The sequence below is a fragment of the Achromobacter sp. HNDS-1 genome (genome assembly GCF_040084795.1).
Classification (GTDB): Bacteria; Pseudomonadota; Gammaproteobacteria; order Burkholderiales; family Burkholderiaceae_B; genus Achromobacter; species Achromobacter ruhlandii.
The window spans coordinates 5,188,436-5,206,817 of the sequence record NZ_CP157584.1 but is presented as its reverse complement, the minus strand read 5'-3'; the positions used below and the strand labels follow the sequence as shown (position 1 = coordinate 5,206,817).

Genomic DNA, 18,382 nt, shown 5'->3' with positions numbered 1-18,382 from the left:
GCGGACACCTGCCGTGGCGCCGCGCCCGCCATCAAACGGGCGTCAGCCGCCCAGCCCCCACTTCTTCAGGATCTGGTCGATGGCGCCATCGGCCTTCAGCTTGGCCAGCGCCTTGTTGATGCGTTCGAGCAAGGCGGTGTCGTCCTTGCGCGTGGCCAGGCCCAGGCTGCCCATGACGGTGGGCTGGTAGGACTGCGCCATCTTCAGGTTGGGATAGTTGCCCTGGGTCAGGATGTAGGCGGCAATGGGATAGTCCATGAAGCCGCCCTGGATGCGGCCGGCATTGGCGTCGCGCATCATGTCCGGCGGGTTGTCGTAGAGCTTCACCTCCTTGAACACGCCGCTCTTCTGGATCGGCTCGACGAAGGCGGTGCCGACCTGCACGCCGACCGTCATGCCTTGCATGTCGGCGAAGGACTTGTATTCCTTGTTGTCGCTCTTGAGCACCATCAGGCCTTCGCCATAGCGATAGACCGGCTCCGAGAAACTCACCACCTGCTGGCGCTGCGGCGTGATGAACATGGCCGCCGAGACGATGTCGATGCGCTTGGAAGTCAGCGAACCGATCAGCGCCGAAAACGCCATGGGCTCGATCTGCACCTCGAAGCCAGCCTCCTTGCCGACCGCTTTCACAATATCGACCATCACCCCCTCGATGGAGTTGGTCTTGGTGTCAAGAAAAGTGAACGGACTGCCGGTGGGCGTGGACCCCACCTTCAACACCGTCTGGGCCTGCGCGGCCGTGGCCGTGGACAATGCTGCGAATACAGAGACAACCAGAGTCTTGAATTTCATGACATTTCCTCATCTAGGCAAAGCGTTCCGGAGCGTGCCCGGACGGCGGATGATCCCCAGTGTCATCGCGCCGATTCACTGCCCGCGCGCTCAAGGCGGCGGTTACGTCACATCCCCCGCGGCTTGATTGATATTCGAGATGGCCCAGATGACTTCGGTCACCTGCGAGCCGGGATTGCGCCAGCGCCGCGGCGTGCTGCTGGCATAGCAGAAACTGTCGCCCTCCTTGAGCAGCACGACGCGGTCACCCACCCAGAGTTCGAGCGTGCCCTTGAGCACCACGCCGATCTGCTCGCCCTGCCCGGTCACGAACAGTTCGTTGCCGGTCGAGCCGCCGGGCTCGATGGTGGCGCGGCACAGGTCCATGCTGCGGCAGGCCGGCGGCGTGTACATCTCCTTGACGATGCCCTTCTCGCGCAGGTCGATATAGCGGTGCGTGCCGGCGCGGGCGACGCGGCCACCGTCCTCGCCTTCGGTGTGCTCGGCGTTGCGCAGCAAGGCGTTGACCGACACGCCGAACTCGCGCGCCAGCTGGTGCAGCGTCTTGACCGACGCCGAGCTCAGGCCGCGCTCGATCTGGCTGAGCAGGCCCAGCGACATGCCGCAGGCCTGCGCCACGTCCGCCAGCGAGCGGCCGTGCTGCTTGCGCAATTGGCGCAACTGCTGGCCCAGCCACATGTCGACGGCGGACTCAGGGCGACCCGCCGCCAGCGCTGGCCTGGACAGCGCGGCGGCATCACGCGGCACGGGAGAGGATCGGCTCATATGAAAATTTCATTTTTATGTAATTTTCAATACTAAGGAGCGAGCCGAGTCACTACAACCTAGGAGCATCCCTAGGCTGATCGGGTCTTGGAAAAGGGGAAAAAGCTTGCGGACGAATCCCGCGCGATGAACGGCGGCCAGCCGGCCAGGCTGCAGGAACGAGGACGAATGAAGGCCGGAGCGTCCGCATGAAACCAGGATGCCCGCATCCTGGCGCACCACCGAAAGATGCGCCTCGGCCCAGAATCGGGAGGGATGCGCGCGTCGCGAAACCGACAGGAGCGCGTAATGGCGCAAGGCCAGGGAATGCGCCTGCCGACTCAGGAAGCCTTGGACTTGGATCCGCGGCGGCGCTTGGCGGGCAGCGGCGGCAACGGCTCGCCGGCCAGTTCGGCCAGGAAGCGCTCGTCGGTCAGCGACAGCCAGCCCTGGGCGCGGGCCGACTCGATCAGCTCGGGGCGCCGCGCGACGGTCAGCGCCAGCGAACGTTCCCGGCGCCAGCGCGAGATGTTGGCATGGTGGCCGCTGAGCAGCGGCGCCGGCACGGGCGCGCCCTCGTAGACTTCGGGGCGCGTGTAATGCGGGCTGTCCAGCAGGCCGGACAGCGTGTCATTGAAGGAGTCCTGCAGCGCGGAGTCGCCGTCGTTCAGCACGCCCGGCAACAGGCGCACCGCGGCGTCGATCACGGCCAGCGCCGCGATCTCGCCGCCGGACAAGACGAAGTCGCCCAGCGAGATTTCATGCGTGACGCAGCGCTCGATGAAGCGCTGGTCGACCCCTTCGTAGCGACCGCAGATGAGGATCAGGCCGTCGCTGGCCGCCAGCGCCTCGGCGCCGGCCTGGTCGTAGCGCTTGCCCACGGGCGCGAGCAGCGCCACCGGGGCCGGCCCCAGGCCTTGGGCCGCGCGCGCCGCCTGAGCGGCATTGACGGCGGCCTCCAGCGGCGCCGCCATCATCACCATGCCGGGGCCGCCGCCATAGGGGCGGTCGTCCACGGTACGGTGGGGATCACTGGTGAAATCTCGCGGATTCCAGGCATGCAGGGCCCACCGGCCCTGGGCATGAGCCCGGCCGGTGACGCCCAGGTCGCGCACCACCCCGAACATCTCGGGAAAGAGTGTCACGACATCGATGCGCATCAGAGATCCGCGGGCCAGTCGCTGTCGATGCGGCGCGCGGCCAGATCGACGGCTTGGATGTGCGCGCGCACGAACGGAACGAGCATTTCGGCGGGCTTTCCCTTGGCGTTCAGCAAGGTTTCGGGGCCGTCGGCTCCGACCTTCTGGCGCAAGACCTTCAAGACGGCGTGAGCGCCGTTATCCAGGACCTCGTCCACCACGCCGATGAGCGCGGCATCGCCGTCCGCCGTGGTATACAGCGAACAGCCAATGAGATCGACCCAGTAGTATTCGTCTTCTTCGGGCGCGGGGAAGGAACCCCGCGGCGCCTGCACGGAATAACCGCGCAGCGCTTCGGCCTGGTCACGGTCGGCGATGCCGGCCAGCTGGGCCACCACGGTGGCGCCCTGCGAACGGACTTGCACGACCTTGTATGCGACAGGCGCAGACGCGACAGCGCCCCGCGCCAATTCAGGCACAGGGCGAGTCAACCACCATTGAGAAGCTGAGAGCAGCACTTCGGCATTGGCCGAATGCGGCTGCACCTTGACCCAGCCTTTCACACCGTAGGCCGCACTGATGCGGCCCAACTCGATCAAGTCCGCAGGCGCCGCGTTGGAATGTGCGGCATCAGACATGTATCGGGCTATCGGTTTCGTACAGCGTAGCTAGAAACTAGCAGGGTTCAGGCGTGCGACGCGGGCATTAAGCCGCGGCGGAAACCTTGGCCGAGTAGTCCTTGACCAGACGCTCGACGGCCGGCGACAGCTGGGCGCCGTTGCTGGTCCAGTGTTGCACGCGATCCAGCGCGATGCGCAGGTTTTCCGCGCCTTCGTTGCCGACGGGGTTGTAGAAACCCACGCGCTCGATGAAACGGCCGTCGCGACGGTTACGCGAATCGGTGGCCACCAGGTTGTAGAACGGACGCTTCTTGGACCCACCGCGGGCCAGGCGAATCACCACCATAGGTAATCCCTTGAATTAGTTGTGAAAAACGGGAAATTCTAGCACTTAAACAAGCCAGCTGGCAAATGCAGGTGCTGAACATCGGAAGTCGCGGCGCGATTTATACGCGAAAACACCACATATGCACCGCGTACGGGTATTCTACAAAATCCGGGCCGGAGCCCGCCGCAGACAGAGTGTAGCCCGTCACGCGCCGCTGTGCCGCGCCGGGGCGCATGAAAATCGCCCGGCGGCGTTGCCATCCGGGACGCGCCGCCCGACCGGCGCCCTTGGCAAGTGCGTGTGAAGCATTTCCCCGATTGGAGAGATCGGAATGTCACCCTACGCCACATCCTCAAGCCCGCTCCCCCCGGCCGCGCCGCAACGGCGTCGCCCTTCCCTGCTCTTACGCACCGCATGCCCGCGCGAACGTCCCCGTTTTCGCAGGGGCTGATCGCGCCCTGTTTCTCCCCACCGTTTTCCCACAACTTCCTCTACCGGAGGGTGCTGCACCATGAAGAACCGTAAAACTGTCTTCACCCCTGTCGCGCGCCTGGCGGCAACAGGTTTGCTGGCGGGCATGCTGGCGCTGCCGATGGCGGCCCAGGCCCGAGTGGTCGGCGCGGCACTGACCACCGCCACCGGCAAGGTCACGGCGGTGGATCCCGCCACCCGCACAATCACGCTGCAGGGCGCCAATGGCAATGTGGTGGATATCCAGGCGGGCCCGGAAGTGCGCAATTTCAAGCAGATCAAACCAGGCGATTCGTTGACGCTGGACTATTACGAGTCGGTGGCCGTCGACGTGCGCCCGGCCGGCTCCGGCGCTCCCGAAGTGGTCACCCAGACCGCCGGCACGCGCAGCGCCAAGGGAGCCAAGCCAGGCGGCGCGGTCGGCCGGCAGACCACCATCACCGCCGAGATCTGGCACATCAACAAGAGCGCCAATCTTGTCACTCTGAAGGGCCCGCAAGGCGCGCTGCGCACGATCCAGGTGCAGGACCCGGCAATGCAGGCGCGCCTGGCGACACTGAAGGAAGGCGACCTGGTGGACTTCACCATCACGCAAGCCGTGGCGGCGGCCATCCATAAATAGACGGCGCGACGCGCAGACGCGCGCCACGGCACGCCAAACAAAAAGGCCAGCCCGTAAAGGCTGGCCTTTGTCATGGAACGCCGGATCAGCGGCGACGCAGGAAATGCACGCCGCGGCCATCGGCCTCGTGTTGCGCGACCAGCACGTTGCCGGTCTGGCGCGAGAAGGCCTGGAAGTCACGAATGGCGTTGCGGTCGGTGGTGACGACGCGCAGCACCTGCCCGCTTTCCATCTGCGCCAGGGCTTTCTTGGCGCGCAGGATGGGCAAGGGGCAGGTCAGGCCGCTGGCATCCACTTCCTGGTCGAACGACGGCGCTGGCGCGCCGGACGCGTTGTCCATGTCAGAGGCGCTCATCGACCCACTTCTGCACGCTGGCGATCGCGGCGGGCAGCGCCGCCAGATCGGTGCCGCCACCCATGGCCATGTCCGGACGGCCGCCGCCCTTGCCGCCCACCTGGCTGGCGACGAAGCCCACCAGGTCGCCGGCCTTGATGCGGTTGGTCAGGTCGGCCGTGACGCCGCCGACGACGCTGATCTTGCCGTCGGCCGAGCCGGTGGCCAGCAGCACCACCGCGGGCTTGAGGCGGTCCTTCAGGTTGTCGACCATGCCGCGCAGGGCCTTGGGATCGACGTCGCCGATGCTGGCGGCCAGCAGCTTGATGCCCTTGACCTCGACGGCCGCGGAGCTGGCCAGGTCATTGCCGGCGCTGGCGGCGAGCTTGCTGCGCGATTGTTCCAGGTCTTTCTCGAGCTGCTTGACCTGGTCCTGCACCTGCGCGATGCGGGCCGGCAGGTCGGCGGGCGTGCTGCGCAGCATGCCGGCCACCTGGGCCAGCAAGGCGCTCTGGTTCTGCACCCAGGCCAGGGCGTTGTCGCCCGTGATGGCCTCGATACGGCGCACGCCGGCGGCCACGCCGCCTTCGGACACGATCTTGAACAGGCCGATGTCGCCGGTGCGGCTGACGTGGGTGCCGCCGCACAGTTCGCGCGAGAAACCGATGTCGAGCACGCGCACGGTGTCGCCGTACTTTTCGCCGAACAGCGCCATGGCGCCGCCCTTGACGGCGTCGTCGTAGGCCATGACCTGGGCCACGGTGGGCTGGTTGGCGAGGATCTCGGCGTTGACGATGGCCTCGACGCGGGCGATCTGCTCGGCCGTCAGGGGCGCGTCCTGCGCGAAGTCGAAACGGGTCTTGTCGGGGTCGACCAGCGAGCCGCGCTGCTGCACATGCGCGCCCAGCACCTGGCGCAGGGCCTTGTGCATCAAATGGGTGGCCGAGTGGTTGCGCACGGTGCGGGCGCGGCGCACCGCGTCCACGCGCGCCAGCACGGTGTCGCCCACCGCCAGCTTGCCCTCTTCCAGCGTGCCGTGATGGCCGAACACGCCGGACTGGATCTTGAGCGTGTCGCCCACGGCGAAACGCACGCCGACCGCTTCGAGCAGGCCGGTGTCACCGACCTGGCCGCCGGACTCGGCGTAGAACGGGGTGGCATCCAGCACCACCACGGCGCTCTGGCCGGCCTGCACCTGCTGCACCTGGGTGCCGTCGACGTACAGGGCCGTGACCTTGACGTTGTCGAGTTCGAGCTTTTCGTAGCCTTCGAAACGCGTTTCCGCGCCTTCGTAGCTCAGGCCTTCGGCCATCTTGAACTTGCCGGCGGCGCGCGCCTGGTCGCGCTGGCGTTCCATGGCGACTTCGAAGCCGGCCATGTCGACGTCGACTTCGCGTTCGCGGCAGATGTCGGCGGTCAGGTCCACCGGGAAGCCGTAGGTGTCGTACAGCGTGAACAGCGTGGTGCCATCCAGCTGGCCGCCCTTGGGCACGTTGGCCAGCGCGCCGTCGAGGATGCGCATGCCGTGTTCCAGCGTTTCGCCGAAGCGCTCTTCTTCCTGCTTGAGCACCTGGGCCACGCGCTCGGCGGTGGCGGCCAGCTCGGGATAGGCTTCGCCCATCTCGGCGACCAGGTCGGGCACCAGGCGGTGGAAGAACGGCTTGGTCTGGCCCAGCTTGTAGCCGTGGCGCAGCGCGCGGCGGACGATGCGGCGCAGCACGTAGCCACGGCCTTCGTTGCTGGGGATGACGCCGTCGACGATCAGGAACGAGCAGGCGCGGATGTGGTCGGCGATGACCTTGAGCGAATTGTTCGCCAGGTCCTTGACGCCGGTTTCGCGCGCGGCGGCGGCGATCAGGTTCTGGAACAGGTCGATTTCGTAGTTGGAGTGGACGTGCTGCAGCACGGCCGCGATGCGCTCCAGGCCCATGCCGGTATCGACACAGGGACGCGGCAGGCGCGGCATGTTGCCGGCGGCGTCGCGCTCGAACTGCATGAACACCAGGTTCCAGATCTCGATGTAGCGGTCGCCGTCTTCCTCGGGCGATCCCGGGGGGCCGCCCCAGATCTCGGGGCCGTGGTCGTAGAAGATTTCCGAGCACGGGCCGCAGGGACCGGTGTCGGCCATCTGCCAGAAGTTGTCCGACGCGTAGCGCGCGCCCTTGTTGTCGCCGATGCGGATAATGCGCTCGGCCGGCACGCCGACTTCCTTGGCCCAGATGTCATAGGCCTCGTCGTCTTCCTGGTAGACGGTGACCCAGAGCTTCTCGGCCGGCAGCTTGTAGACCTGCGTCAGCAGTTCCCAGGCGTACTGGATGGCGTCGCGCTTGAAGTAGTCGCCGAAGCTGAAATTGCCCAGCATTTCGAAGAACGTGTGGTGGCGGGCGGTGTAGCCCACGTTCTCCAGGTCGTTGTGCTTGCCGCCGGCGCGCACGCTGCGCTGCGACGACGTGGCACGCGTGTACGACCGCGATTCCTTGCCCGTGAAGACGTCCTTGAACTGGACCATGCCCGAATTGGTGAAAAGCAGGGTCGGATCGTTGCCCGGCACGAGCGACGACGAAGGAACGATGGTGTGTCCCTTGGACTTGAAGAATTGCAGGAACTGCTGGCGAATCTCGGAGGATTTCATCGTGGATGAAGCAGGATTTAGGCGAATCGTTGATTATAGAGGGTTGTCGCCCGCTTGCACCCTGGGGGCCACCCCAGCGCGTCCCGCCTCGTCCGAACCGTCCCCTGGCGAGGCCCGGCGCGCCTGGGCAGCCAGCCTGCCGCCACGGAATACCAGGGCCTGCCAGCGACCCGCCACCACCACGTACGGATCGCGGTGCGCAAGGGGCAGGACGCGCTCGCCGTCGGCCGCCACGCCCAGGATGGCGGGCAGCGCCTGGCCAGGCGCGAACTGCAGCCAGGTCTCGCGGCCGTCGTCGAACACCTGCATCGGCGCCACGGCGGGATCGCCGGACAGCAGCCAATCGAAGTGGAACCCGGGCGCGGCGATGGCCGATGCCCGCCAGCCCGGCCGCGCCATCGGAGTGCCGGCGGGCGACCACGCGCAAGCGGCCAGGCTCGACAGCGCGCCGGCGAAAAAAAGGATTCTGAACATGCTCCACCCTGCCTGAAACGGCGACCCGGGAGCGGATCGCATCACGCCAGGCATGGTGAGCCCAAGCCGGCGGCAACGACAGACCGGCATGTACGCATGGACCGATATATCCCGTCCGATGGCATGGGCGTGGCCCGAAAAAAAGCCCGGTTCGGAAACCGGGCTTGCGGACGGCTGCCAAACGGCGCGCGGGCGCCGCCGGCGGACTGTCTTAACGCTGCGTGGCGATGGAACGCGCCTGGTTGGCGGCGTTGTTCAGCGCCGACACCGGCGGCGTCTTGCCTTCCAGCGCGTCGTTGAGCTGCTGGTTGAACACCGGCTCGATGCGGTCGTAGTTGGCCATGCGGAAACCGCGGCTGTTGGCGACCGGGCGAGCGCTCATCGAGGCCACCACGGCTTGCGCGCCGGGGATGCTCTTGTAGAACGACACATCCGAGGCGCGGAACGCGGCTTCGGTCAGCGGCAGGTAGCCAGTGCGCTGGTGCCATTCCGCCGCGATGACGGGCTTGGACAGCCAGGCGAGGAACTGCGCCGTGGCCTTTTCCTCATCCTTGGGACGGCCTTCGAGCGCCCACAGGGCCGAGCCGCTCACGAACGGCTGGCCGCCGTTCTGGGTGACCTGGTCGTAGTAAGGCAGCGGCGCCACGCCGAACGACAGCGACTTGGTGTTCAGGAACTGGCCGAACGAACCCGAGTTGCCGGTCAGCACCGCGCATTCGCCCTTGGCGAACAGCTTGTCGGCGCTGTTGTCGGCGGTGTGCGCCATGAACAGCAGCGAACGCTTCCAGCTGACCATCAGCGAGATGTGACGCATGTAGAGCGTGTCGAACTGCATCGCCGGCGCCGCGCTCTTCTTGGTGACCGCATCCAGGCCGTTGTTGTTGCTGGTGTATTGCTGGTTGTTCACCGGCGCCAGGTTTTCCAGGTGAATCGAAACCTGGTCGCTGGAGGCGTAGGGACAGTCGAGGTCAGCCACGTCACGCAGCTTCAGCAACTCGGCCTGCAGGCCGGTCCAGGTGCGGGCGGGCTTGTTGGGGTCGAGGCCGGCCTTCTTGTAGGCGGCGGTGTTGTAGAACATCACCGGCACTTCGGCCATCCACGGGAAGGCCAGCAGGCGGCCCTTGCCGTCGCGGATGAAGCTGCTGGTGGCCGGCACGAACCAGTTCAGGTCCTTGATCGGATACTTGGCCAGCAATTCGTACATCGGCAGGATGGCCTTGTGTTCGGCCACGACTTCCGGCGAGTGATTGTCGTTCAGTTGCACCAGGTTGGGGGCCTTCTTGGCCTTGACCGCGGCGGCGGCCTCCTGTTGCAGTTGCGCCTGCGTCGGGAAGGCGCGCAGGGTCACTTTGACCTGGTCCTGCTCCTTGTTGTACTGCTTGGCGAGCTTTTCGAACTCGGCCTTGTTGGCGTCCGGCAGCGTGTGCCAGACCTGGATTTCCACGGGAGCGGCATGGACCGCGCCCGCGACCGCCATGGCGGCGCCAAAGACCCATGTGCGCCGGCTGGCGAACATCGCGCGGGCAATGCCCGCCAATTGCAATTTCTTCATAGGTTCATAGACCAAGAAAAGGGAATTCCGGTTCTGGACGACGTCCGCTCAGCAGGTCGGCCAGTGCCCGGCCCGAGCCAACGCCCATCGTCCAGCCGAGAGTACCGTGTCCGGTATTGATATACAAATTCGGGATGTGACTGCGGCCGATGATGGGCACGTTCGAGGGAGTGGACGGGCGCAGGCCCGACCAATAGCTGACACGCTCGAAATCGAGCGCGTCGGGAAAGAGTTCGCGGGCCAGCCGCGTCATGGCTTCGCAGCGGCCGGTGTTCAGGCCGCGCGAATAGCCGGACAGCTCGGCCGTGCCGGCCATGCGCAGGCGGTCGCCCAGGCGGGAGAACACCACCTTGTGGCTGCTGTCGGTCAGGCTGACCGTGGGCGCGCCGTCGGGTTTCAGGACCGGGAAGGTGGCCGAGTAGCCCTTGGCCGGGTAGACATTGCACGGGATGCCGAGCGGGCGCAGCAGCGACGGGCTGAAGCTGCCCATGGCCACCACGTAGGCGTCGGCCGCCAGGGCGCCGTAGCGGCCGTCGGGCTCGATCAGTTCGACGCCGCTGACGGCGCCGGCCTGGGTGATGAGCCGGGTGACGCGGGTGCTGTAGCGGAATTCGACCCCGGCGCGCGCGCAGCGCTCGGCCAGCGCGACGGTGAACAGATGCACGTCGCCGCTTTCGTCCTCGGGGGTGTAGTCGCCCCCGACGATGGTGTTGCGATGCGGCGCCAGGGCCGGTTCGATGGCGATGACCTCGTCGGTCGAGACGACGCGGCGTTCGACGCCGAAATCGCGCATCAGGCCGGCGGCGCGCTGCGAGTTCTCGAATTCGTGCTGGTCGCGGTAGAAATTCAGGATGCCGCGCTCGAGGTGATCGTACTCGATGCCGAGTTCGGCGCGCATGCCGCGCAGCGTGGCGCGGCTGTATTCGGCCATGCGGACCATGGCGCGGATGTTCGGCGCCAGGCGGCCGGGCAGGCACTCGCGCAGGAAGGCCAGGCCCCACATCCACTGGCGCCAGTCCAGCTGCGGACGGAACAGCAGCGGCGCGTTGTCCTGGAACATCCACTTGAGCAGCTTCAGGGGCGCCTGCGGATTGGCCCAGGGCTCCGCATAGGAAACCGAAATCTGCGCGCCGTTGGCGAGGCTGGTCTCCTGGGCGGGTCCGGTGCAGCGGTCGATGACCACGACGTCGTGGCCGGCCTGGCTCAACCACCAGGCGCTGGAGATTCCGATGATGCCGCTACCCAATACCGCTACTTTCATGCCCGCATTGCTCCCTGCGTATCCGCCGGGCCCGCGGACACGATGTCCGCCCCCCGCGGCAAGCCGCTGCCAAGATGACACCGCAGTTTACCCCGGCGCCCCGCCCTCGCCTACGCCCGCCCTCATCAAAAAAAGGGGAGGAACCCGCCCGTGCCGGATCCCTCCCCTTCGCTATGGGCGGCGAGCGGATTTCAATCAGGTCGCGGCTTTGGCCAGGTCGGCCTCGGAAGTAAAGGCGTCCGCGTAAAACTCCTCGGGCGGCAGGCCGCACTGGGCGCTGAATTCGCGCCGCGCGGCGTCGACCATCGGCGGCGCGCCGCAGGCGTAGACCTGGTGACCGGACATGTCGGGGATGTCCTGCAGCACGGCCTCGTGCACGAAGCCGTCGCGGCCGCTCCAGCCGTCTTCCTCGAGCGCATTGGACACCACCGGCACGTAGCGGAAATCCGGCAGGTCGCGGGCCCACGACTGCGCCAGTTCGTCCATGTAGAGGTCGCGCGGGCGGCGGCCGCCCCAGTACAGCGACACCGGACGGCGGATGTTCTTGTGGATCATGTGTTCGACGATGGCCTTGACCGGCGCGAAACCGGTGCCGCTGGCCAGCAGGATGATCGGCTTGTCGCTGTCTTCGCGCAGGAAGAACGAACCGAAGGGGCCTTCCAGGCGCAGGATCTCGCGCTCTTTCATCTGCGTGTCGCCGGCGCCGAACACGTGGTCGGTGAAGACCCCGCCCGGCAGGTGGCGGATGTGCAGTTCCAGCGGGCTGCCGGTGTGCGGCGCGCCGGCCATGGAATAGCTGCGGCGACGGCCGTCCTTGAGGATGACCTCGATGTACTGGCCGGCGTAGTAACGGAACTGCTCCGAGGCCGGCAATTGCAGCTTGAGCACGGTCACGTCCGGCGCCGCGCGCTCCATGGTCTGCACGCGCGAAGGCAGCTTGCGGATCTGGATGTCGCTGGCCAGGCGCACTTCGGTCGACTCGACCACCAGGTCGGAGGCGGGCCGGGCCTGACAGAACAGGGTGTAGCCATCGGCCAGTTCCTCGGGCGACAGGATCTGCGCGGGGTACTGGCCGGCGTCGAATTCCCCGGACACCACTTTGCCCTTGCAGGTGGAGCAGGCGCCATTGCGGCAGCTGTAGGGCAGCACGATGCCCGCGGCCAGGGCGCCGTCGAGCACGGTCTGGCCGGGCTCGACCGGGAATTGATGCTTGCTGGGTTGGATGATGACCTGGAAGCTCATGATGAAACGTATCAGGGGGGATCAGGGTTGACGGCGCCCATGGTACACACCCCACGAGGCGCCGCCCGGCCCGGCCTCAGGCCGGGAACTTGCGGATTTCCTTGACGCGGTTGGCGTCGTCCACCAGCACGACCTGCGGCTTGTGGGTGGCGGATTCTTCTTCGGACATGGGACCGTAGGTGCAGATGATCATCAGGTCGCCGACCTGGGCGCGACGCGCGGCCGCGCCGTTGAGCGAAATGATGCCGCTGCCGCGGGCCGCCTTGATGATGTAGGTGTCAAAGCGCTCGCCATTGTTGATGTTGTAGAGCTCGATGCGCTCGAACTCGCGCATGCCGGCGGCGTCCAGCAGGTCTTCGTCGATGCCGCAAGAGCCTTCATAGTGAAGGTCGGCTTCGGTGACCGTGACGCGGTGCAGCTTTGCCCGCAACATGATGCGTTGCATGATGGAAATATCCTGGTTTCGCGTGCCGGAACGCGAAGTGATGCGATGAATGCGAAAACACCCGCGACGGTTGCGAATCCGCGGGCATGCACCGAACGGCACCCGGTTTTGCCGTCGGAAGCCGGTATTCTATAATTTTTGCCGCGACGGGACGGCCCGTTGCTGCGCCCGCCCGCACATGGCGGCATTTGCCATCGGCAACGACGGCATTGGCCATTGCCGGCAACGCATCAATCCGGGGACGACCCCTCTCAAGTAGGAGTCGTCATGACCTGGATCATCCTCATCCTCGCTGGCCTGTTCGAAATCGTCTGGGCCGTCGGCCTCAAATACACCCATGGCTTCACCCGCCTGACGCCGTCGCTCGTCACCGTTGGCGGCATGCTCATCAGTTTCTGGCTGCTGGCCGTGGCGATGAAGACGCTGCCGCTGGGCACCGCCTACGCGGTGTGGGTCGGCATCGGCACCATCGGCGCCTTCGTGGCCGGCATCATCCTGTTCGGTGAATCCATCAGCTGGTTGCGCATCGCCAGCGTCGCGCTGATTGTGCTGGGCCTGATCGGCCTGAAGCTGACGTCGGCCTGATCGCGCAAGACCCGGCCTCGCGCCGGGACGTGACGCGCTAGAAATCCAATTCGATCTCGACCGCGTCGCCCACTTTCAGGCGCGCGCCGGCCGGCGCATCGACAATCGCATTCTGGCCAAACACCACCCCGATCTCCAGGTTGCGATAACCCGCCAGTGTGCGGCCCGGCTCGTCGTGCTGCACGGCGGTGCGCTGGTCGATGTCGGGAATAGAGCAGCGCGTGCACGGCTTGACCAATGCCATGCTGACCGCGCCCGTGGTGATCATGGCGGTATGGTCTTCCTCGAAGGCCTCCCACTCGCCCTGCACCACGATGTTGGGACGGAACCGATCCATCGGCACCGGGGCCACGCCCTTGGCCTGCAGGCGTGCGTTCAGGTCATCGAGCGACGCCTGGTTCGCCACCAGCAACGGGAAGCCATCGGCGAAGCCGAAGAAGTGATCCCCCCCGAACGTCTGCGCCAGGTCTGGATGGCTTTCGGCCCACTTATCCACCCATTCCGGTTTGGCGGGCCGCGTCGCTCCGGTGTCGACCTTGTACAGGCGGCAAGGCGTCTTGAGGAAATCCGAACACCACTGCGCCGCGGCCTCGCTTTCGCGGCGCGCGTCGAGCGTGTCCTTCCAGACGCCCACGCTTTCGACCCCGGGCTGCAGCGCCGAGCCGTCCAGCGGCACGTCCAGGTCGGGCATGCCGGGCGCCGAAAGCCGCAGCGTGTCGGCCGTGAGCGCCGTGCGGATCAAGGCCATGGCCGCCCACTGGCGCTGCGTCATGAAATGGCCGTCCGCCCCGACCAGCATCCAGCGACGGTCGTGGGCCAACCCGGCGCGGTCCACGGGCGACTCGGACAGGTCGATACCGGCACAGGATTTGACCGGGTAGATATGCAGGCTGAGGATGCGGGCGGACATGATGCGACTTCCGGCAGGGAAAGACGGCAGAGCATAGCGGAACGACGAAAAAAAGCCCAGGCCGAACGGCCTGGGCTGCGGCGCATGCAAGCGACGCGGGCGTTCTTTCCCTCACGGGAAAGCGCGCAGCGGAAACGGCATGGGTCGCCCCCGCGCGCGGCCGGCCAGGCCACGCCCCGACCAGCGCCGGCAAGCATCCGCCGCGGACAACATGCCGCGCTAGCTGCCGACCAGCTTCAAGGTATCGAGCGGCGTGACGGCCTTGAACGCCTTGCGGGTGGCGATGTGCTCGGGACGCGGGGTCAGTCCGTACTTGGGCGGCTCCAGCGTGTTTTCCATGCTGTTGTAGACCATGAACACGTTGGCGCGCGGCCACGGCGAGATGTTGCTGTTGGAGCCGTGCATGGTGTTGCAGTCGAAGAACACCACCGAGCCGGCCTTGGCCGTCATGGTGCGGATGCCGCCCTGCTCGACCAGCAACTGCAGGCTGACCGGATCCGGCACGCCGTACTCCTGCTTCTTGAGCGACTGCTTGTAGTGGTCGTTGGGGGTTTCGCCGACGCACGAGATGAACTGCCGATGCGAGCCCGGCACCAGCATCAGCGGGCCGTTGCAGTCATTGTTCTCGGTCAGCAGCACCGAGCAACTGAGCGCGCGCATCGACGGCATGCCGTCTTCCACGTGCCAGGTCTCGAAATCCGAGTGCCAGTAGAACTCCTTGCCCTTGAAGCCGGGCTTCATGTTGGCGCGGGACTGGTGGATGTAGACCTCGGAACCCAGGATCTGGCGCGCCACGTTGACCAGCCGCGGATCGCGCACCAGGCGCGCCAGCACGGGGTTGAGCACGTGCACCATGAAAATCGAGCGCACGGCGTTGCTGCCGGGCTCGGTGATCGACTCTTCGCGGCGGATGATCGACGGGTCGCGCGTCATGCGCTCGACCTCGGCCGACAGCGCCCGCACTTCGGCTTCGGAGAACACGTCCTCCAGCAGCAGGAAGCCATCGCGCTCGTAGCTGCCGATCTGTTCGCCGCTCAGGGCGTTGGCGTACTTGCCTTCTCCATAGACCACCGGATCCTGGCGGGAAATGATGGCGGAACTGCGATCCGTACGGGAGGCGTACGGATCCTGCGCAGGTGAGATCATGCGAACCTCCTTGTATCAGGCCGCTTGGGCTTCGGCTTCAGGCAGGGCGTAGACGCCCTCTTTATCGTGCACTTCCTGGCCGGTCAGCGGCGGGTTGAAGACGCAGATGACGCGCAGCGGCTCCTTGCCGCCGCACAGCCAGTGCTCGTCGTGCTCGTTCAGCGCGTAGACCACGCCCGGGCCGAGTTCATACTTCTTGCCGTCGGCAATCGTCTCGATGGAGCCGTCGCCCTCGATGCACCACACCGCTTCAAGGTGATTCTTGTAGTGAATGTGGGTGCGCCCGCCCGGGAAGATGGTGGTTTCGTGGAAGGAGAAGCCCATGCCGTCCTTCTTGAGCAGCACGCGGCGGCTGACCCAGGTATCGGTGCGGACTTCGTCGGCGGTGCCGATCACATCTTTGACATTGCGTACGATCATTGACGTTTTCCTCCAAATTTCAGGATGCGGGCGGACTGCCCCTCTTCGGCCAGCGCGTCGGCCACGCTGGCCTCGATCACTTCCAGGCCCTTGGACAGCAGGTCTTCCTCGATGGTCAGCGCCGGCAGCAGCTTGAGCACTTCGTCATGCGCGCCCGAGGTCTCGATGACCACGCCGCGCTTGAAGGCGTTGGCGGCGATGCGGTTGGACAGCGCCGGGGTGGCATTGCTGACCAGGCCCTGGATCAGGCCGCGGCCACGCACCGACAGGCCGGCGTTGGGATAGCTGTGCACCAGGTTTTCCAGCCAGTCGCGCACCATGCGCTCCTTGCGCTGGATCTCGGCGGTGAACGCGGTGTTGGTCCAGTAGGTTTCCAGCGCCTGGGTGGCGGTGACGAAGGCCAGGTTGTTGCCGCGGAAAGTGCCGCTATGGGCGCCGGGCTTCCAGACGTCCAGCTCGGGCTTCATCAGCACCAGCGACATCGGCAGGCCAAAGCCCGACAGCGACTTGGACAACGTGATGATGTCGGGGCGGATGCCGGCGGCCTCGAAGCTGAAGAAGGTGCCGGTGCGGCCGCAGCCGACCTGGATGTCGTCCACGATCAGCAGCATGTCGTGGCGCTTGCAGAGCTTGTCCAGTTCCTTGAGCCAGCGCAGCGTGGCGACGTTGACGCCGCCCTCGCCCTGCACCGTCTCGACGATGACGGCGGCGGGCTTGTCCATGCCGCTGCTGGGATCTTCCAGCATGCGCTCCAGGTAGGCCATGGTGTCCACGTCCGGGCCGAAGTAGCCGTCATAGGGCATGAACGTGGTGTTGCCCAGCGGGTAGCCGGAGGCATCGCGGAACTTCATGTTCGCGGTCACCGCCAGCGAGCCGCCGCTGACGCCGTGAAAGCCGTGCGTGAAGGAAATCACATTGGGACGCCCCTTCACCTGGCGCGCGATCTTGAGCGCCGCCTCGACCGCATTGGTGCCGGTGGGGCCGGTGAACTGCAGGGTGTATTGCCAGTTGCGCGGCTTGAGCAGCACGCGGTCGACCGCCTCGAGGAAGCTTTTCTTGGCGCTGGTGGCCATGTCCAGGCCATGCACCACGCCGTCCGCCTGCACGTACTCGAGCAGCTTTTCCTTGAAGATGGGATTGTTGTGGCCGTAGTTCAACGTGCCGGCGCCGCTGAAGAAGTCGATGTACTCGCCACCGTCCTCATCCACCAGCGTCGATCCCCTGGCCTGGCTGAAGATCACGGGAAAAGACCGGATATAGCCCCGTACTTCCGACTCCATCCGGTCGAAGATTTTCAAGTCCATGTGATTATTCCTCCCTTTCATCTCATAAGTTGACAGACGGCCAGATCCCTTCCGCATGCGCGCCAGGCGCATCCGGATGCGTCAAAGCCATCCCGGTTTTCGACAGGACCGCGTTGCCGCCTAGGGAGCGGGCAAGGTGAACGGGCCTATCCTCAACAACATCTCGTCGTCATGGTCCGCGCCGCCGAACAGTTGCCGGTCGAAGAACGGCTGCTCGGAGACGTGGGCGCCCAGTTCGCCGGCCAGGCCGGCGAAGGTGCGGCGCGAGGCCTGGTTGTCAGGCGCCACCGTGGTTTCAAGATGACGAACATGCGCGAGCCCCTCGCGTTGCAAGAGCGCCCGAAGCATGGCGCGGCCTAACCGTTGGCCGCGTGCGCGGGTGTGCACGGCGACCTGCCAGACGAACAACACGTCGGGCCGGTCGGCAAGCACGTAAGCGGAGATAAATCCATCGATGCGTCCTCCGGCGCTTTCGGCCAGGACGCAGGTGCCGCGGTTGTGCTCGCACAGGAGCAGATACGCGTATAGGGAATTGAGGTCGAGTGGCGGGCACTCGGAAATGAGCTGGTGGATCGCGGCGCCGTCCTTGCGGCGGGGCTCACGCAACAGATGCGTTTTGCTGCCCGCCGCCGGCGCCACGGCACTTGAGTTCGTAGGGTCGTGCAGTTCGTTTGCTCTCATACAACCAATCCTGATTCGGGAGGCGCGCCACCGGTGGGCACCTCGAGGATGGGCGACGACGCGTCGCCCTGGGGTTCCGTCGCCACCCCGCTCTCTTCTTCCATGAGCGCGACGATGCGCTCGAGCGACAGGGTGATGGTGGCCTGCTCCAGCTCCGGCAACGCGTTGAGCGCGTCGGCCAGGTGCTTTTGCAGCGGCGACGGCGCCTGCTGCGCGACCTCGCGGCCGGCGTCGGTGGCAGTCACGAAAACAATGCGGCGGTCTTCACGGCCGCGTTCGCGGCGGATCAGGCCCTTGTCTTCCAGGCGGTCGAGAATGCCGACGACCGTGCTGGGGCTGACGTGGATCTCGCGGCTGATCGCCGTGGCCGTCATCGGCCCATTGGCAATGACCGTGCGCAGGCACATCAGCTGCGGCGCGGTGATATGGCTCACCGCGGACAGCTGGCGCGAATGCAACGCGATGGATCGTGTGATCCGGCGCAGTGCCCGCAGGATGCGCAGGTCATATTGCTGCGCGGGGTCGGTTACGGTCTGTTTATTCATGACTGAATTAGTTCAGCTAAATTGATTTCTATACGAATGATATGGGTGACCTATCCCTGTGTCAAACCGGATCGACCCTCATTTTGTAATCATTTCCGCGCATTCCGTCGTCAAGTCGCCGGGGGCGTCCCC

20 protein-coding genes are annotated in these 18,382 nt (G+C 65.9%); 2 read left to right on the top strand and 18 right to left on the bottom strand.

Annotated elements, in window-relative coordinates; genetic code table 11:
* Positions 1 to 42: 42 nt before the first annotated feature.
* From ABFG95_RS24040 to rpsP, 5 genes are all read right to left on the bottom strand, one after another.
* A complete protein-coding gene (locus ABFG95_RS24040; RefSeq protein WP_049075200.1) occupies positions 43 to 795 on the bottom strand; it encodes an ABC transporter substrate-binding protein in 753 nt (250 codons plus the stop codon).
* A 102-nt stretch (positions 796 to 897) separates the two neighbouring features.
* Complete coding sequence (locus tag ABFG95_RS24035) at positions 898 to 1,560, bottom strand: helix-turn-helix domain-containing protein (RefSeq protein ID WP_049075201.1); 663 nt, start codon at positions 1,558 to 1,560, stop codon at positions 898 to 900.
* Between the two features lie 320 nt (positions 1,561 to 1,880).
* A complete protein-coding gene (gene trmD, locus ABFG95_RS24030) occupies positions 1,881 to 2,699 on the bottom strand; it encodes a tRNA (guanosine(37)-N1)-methyltransferase TrmD (RefSeq protein ID WP_348994968.1) in 819 nt (272 codons plus the stop codon).
* Entirely contained in the window at positions 2,699 to 3,316 is a 618-nt protein-coding gene (gene rimM / locus ABFG95_RS24025; protein ID WP_049075203.1) for a ribosome maturation factor RimM, read from the bottom strand. Before rimM ends, trmD begins: the two co-directional genes overlap by 1 nt.
* A 67-nt stretch (positions 3,317 to 3,383) precedes the next feature.
* Positions 3,384 to 3,644, bottom strand: a complete 261-nt coding sequence (gene rpsP / locus ABFG95_RS24020) for a 30S ribosomal protein S16 (RefSeq protein WP_006387841.1) — start codon at positions 3,642 to 3,644, stop codon at positions 3,384 to 3,386.
* A gap of 493 nt (positions 3,645 to 4,137) precedes the next feature.
* Here rpsP and ABFG95_RS24015 point away from each other — a divergent pair, with 493 nt between their 5' ends.
* Positions 4,138 to 4,719 carry a hypothetical protein gene (locus ABFG95_RS24015; protein WP_068980498.1) on the top strand — a complete coding sequence of 194 codons (582 nt, stop codon included), beginning with the start codon at positions 4,138 to 4,140 and terminating at the stop codon, positions 4,717 to 4,719.
* Positions 4,720 to 4,804: 85 nt separating this feature from the next.
* Here ABFG95_RS24015 and ABFG95_RS24010 read toward each other — a convergent pair whose 3' ends face one another.
* The 7 genes from ABFG95_RS24010 to panD all read right to left on the bottom strand — a co-directional run bounded on the left by ABFG95_RS24010 (position 4,805) and on the right by panD (position 12,659).
* The gene (locus ABFG95_RS24010) at positions 4,805 to 5,074 is read right to left on the bottom strand and encodes a sulfurtransferase TusA family protein (RefSeq protein ID WP_026383462.1); all 270 of its coding nucleotides are present in this window, start codon (positions 5,072 to 5,074) and stop codon (positions 4,805 to 4,807) included.
* The gene (alaS, locus tag ABFG95_RS24005) at positions 5,061 to 7,685 is read right to left on the bottom strand and encodes an alanine--tRNA ligase (protein WP_049075208.1); all 2,625 of its coding nucleotides are present in this window, start codon (positions 7,683 to 7,685) and stop codon (positions 5,061 to 5,063) included. Before alaS ends, ABFG95_RS24010 begins: the two co-directional genes overlap by 14 nt.
* 33 nt (positions 7,686 to 7,718) lie before the next feature.
* Positions 7,719 to 8,159, bottom strand: a complete 441-nt coding sequence (locus ABFG95_RS24000; RefSeq protein WP_049075210.1) for a TrbG/VirB9 family P-type conjugative transfer protein — start codon at positions 8,157 to 8,159, stop codon at positions 7,719 to 7,721.
* 211 nt (positions 8,160 to 8,370) lie between these two features.
* Positions 8,371 to 9,711, bottom strand: a complete 1,341-nt coding sequence (locus ABFG95_RS23995) for an extracellular solute-binding protein (protein ID WP_054417801.1) — start codon at positions 9,709 to 9,711, stop codon at positions 8,371 to 8,373.
* Positions 9,712 to 9,715: 4 nt separating this feature from the next.
* On the bottom strand, positions 9,716 to 10,972 hold the full coding sequence (locus tag ABFG95_RS23990) for a D-amino acid dehydrogenase (protein WP_049075213.1): 1,257 nt from the start codon (positions 10,970 to 10,972) through the stop codon (positions 9,716 to 9,718).
* Between the two features lie 195 nt (positions 10,973 to 11,167).
* Complete coding sequence (locus ABFG95_RS23985; RefSeq protein ID WP_049075214.1) at positions 11,168 to 12,214, bottom strand: CDP-6-deoxy-delta-3,4-glucoseen reductase; 1,047 nt, start codon at positions 12,212 to 12,214, stop codon at positions 11,168 to 11,170.
* A 76-nt stretch (positions 12,215 to 12,290) separates the two neighbouring features.
* On the bottom strand, positions 12,291 to 12,659 hold the full coding sequence (gene panD / locus ABFG95_RS23980; RefSeq protein ID WP_054503932.1) for an aspartate 1-decarboxylase: 369 nt from the start codon (positions 12,657 to 12,659) through the stop codon (positions 12,291 to 12,293).
* A gap of 267 nt (positions 12,660 to 12,926) precedes the next feature.
* On the opposite strand from panD, the gene sugE reads away from it, so the two are divergent.
* Positions 12,927 to 13,244: a quaternary ammonium compound efflux SMR transporter SugE gene (gene sugE / locus ABFG95_RS23975; RefSeq protein ID WP_049075218.1), complete on the top strand. Its 318-nt coding sequence runs from the start codon at positions 12,927 to 12,929 to the stop codon at positions 13,242 to 13,244.
* A 37-nt stretch (positions 13,245 to 13,281) separates the two neighbouring features.
* On the opposite strand, the gene ABFG95_RS23970 is transcribed toward sugE, so the two are convergent.
* The 6 genes from ABFG95_RS23970 to ABFG95_RS23945 all read right to left on the bottom strand — a co-directional run bounded on the left by ABFG95_RS23970 (position 13,282) and on the right by ABFG95_RS23945 (position 18,250).
* Positions 13,282 to 14,154, bottom strand: coding sequence for an MOSC N-terminal beta barrel domain-containing protein (locus ABFG95_RS23970; RefSeq protein ID WP_063582826.1), 873 nt, complete (start codon positions 14,152 to 14,154; stop codon positions 13,282 to 13,284).
* Positions 14,155 to 14,373: 219 nt separating this feature from the next.
* Entirely contained in the window at positions 14,374 to 15,300 is a 927-nt protein-coding gene (gene thpD / locus ABFG95_RS23965) for an ectoine hydroxylase (RefSeq protein WP_063584031.1), read from the bottom strand.
* A 15-nt stretch (positions 15,301 to 15,315) separates the two neighbouring features.
* Entirely contained in the window at positions 15,316 to 15,720 is a 405-nt protein-coding gene (locus tag ABFG95_RS23960) for an ectoine synthase (RefSeq protein WP_006387829.1), read from the bottom strand.
* A complete protein-coding gene (gene ectB, locus ABFG95_RS23955) occupies positions 15,717 to 17,024 on the bottom strand; it encodes a diaminobutyrate--2-oxoglutarate transaminase (protein ID WP_238910117.1) in 1,308 nt (435 codons plus the stop codon). The genes ABFG95_RS23960 and ectB overlap by 4 nt, the downstream gene beginning before the upstream one ends.
* A 120-nt stretch (positions 17,025 to 17,144) precedes the next feature.
* Positions 17,145 to 17,705, bottom strand: coding sequence for a diaminobutyrate acetyltransferase (gene ectA, locus ABFG95_RS23950; protein ID WP_049075228.1), 561 nt, complete (start codon positions 17,703 to 17,705; stop codon positions 17,145 to 17,147).
* A complete protein-coding gene (locus ABFG95_RS23945) occupies positions 17,702 to 18,250 on the bottom strand; it encodes a MarR family transcriptional regulator (RefSeq protein ID WP_049075229.1) in 549 nt (182 codons plus the stop codon). The genes ectA and ABFG95_RS23945 overlap by 4 nt, the downstream gene beginning before the upstream one ends.
* Positions 18,251 to 18,382: the final 132 nt, after the last annotated feature.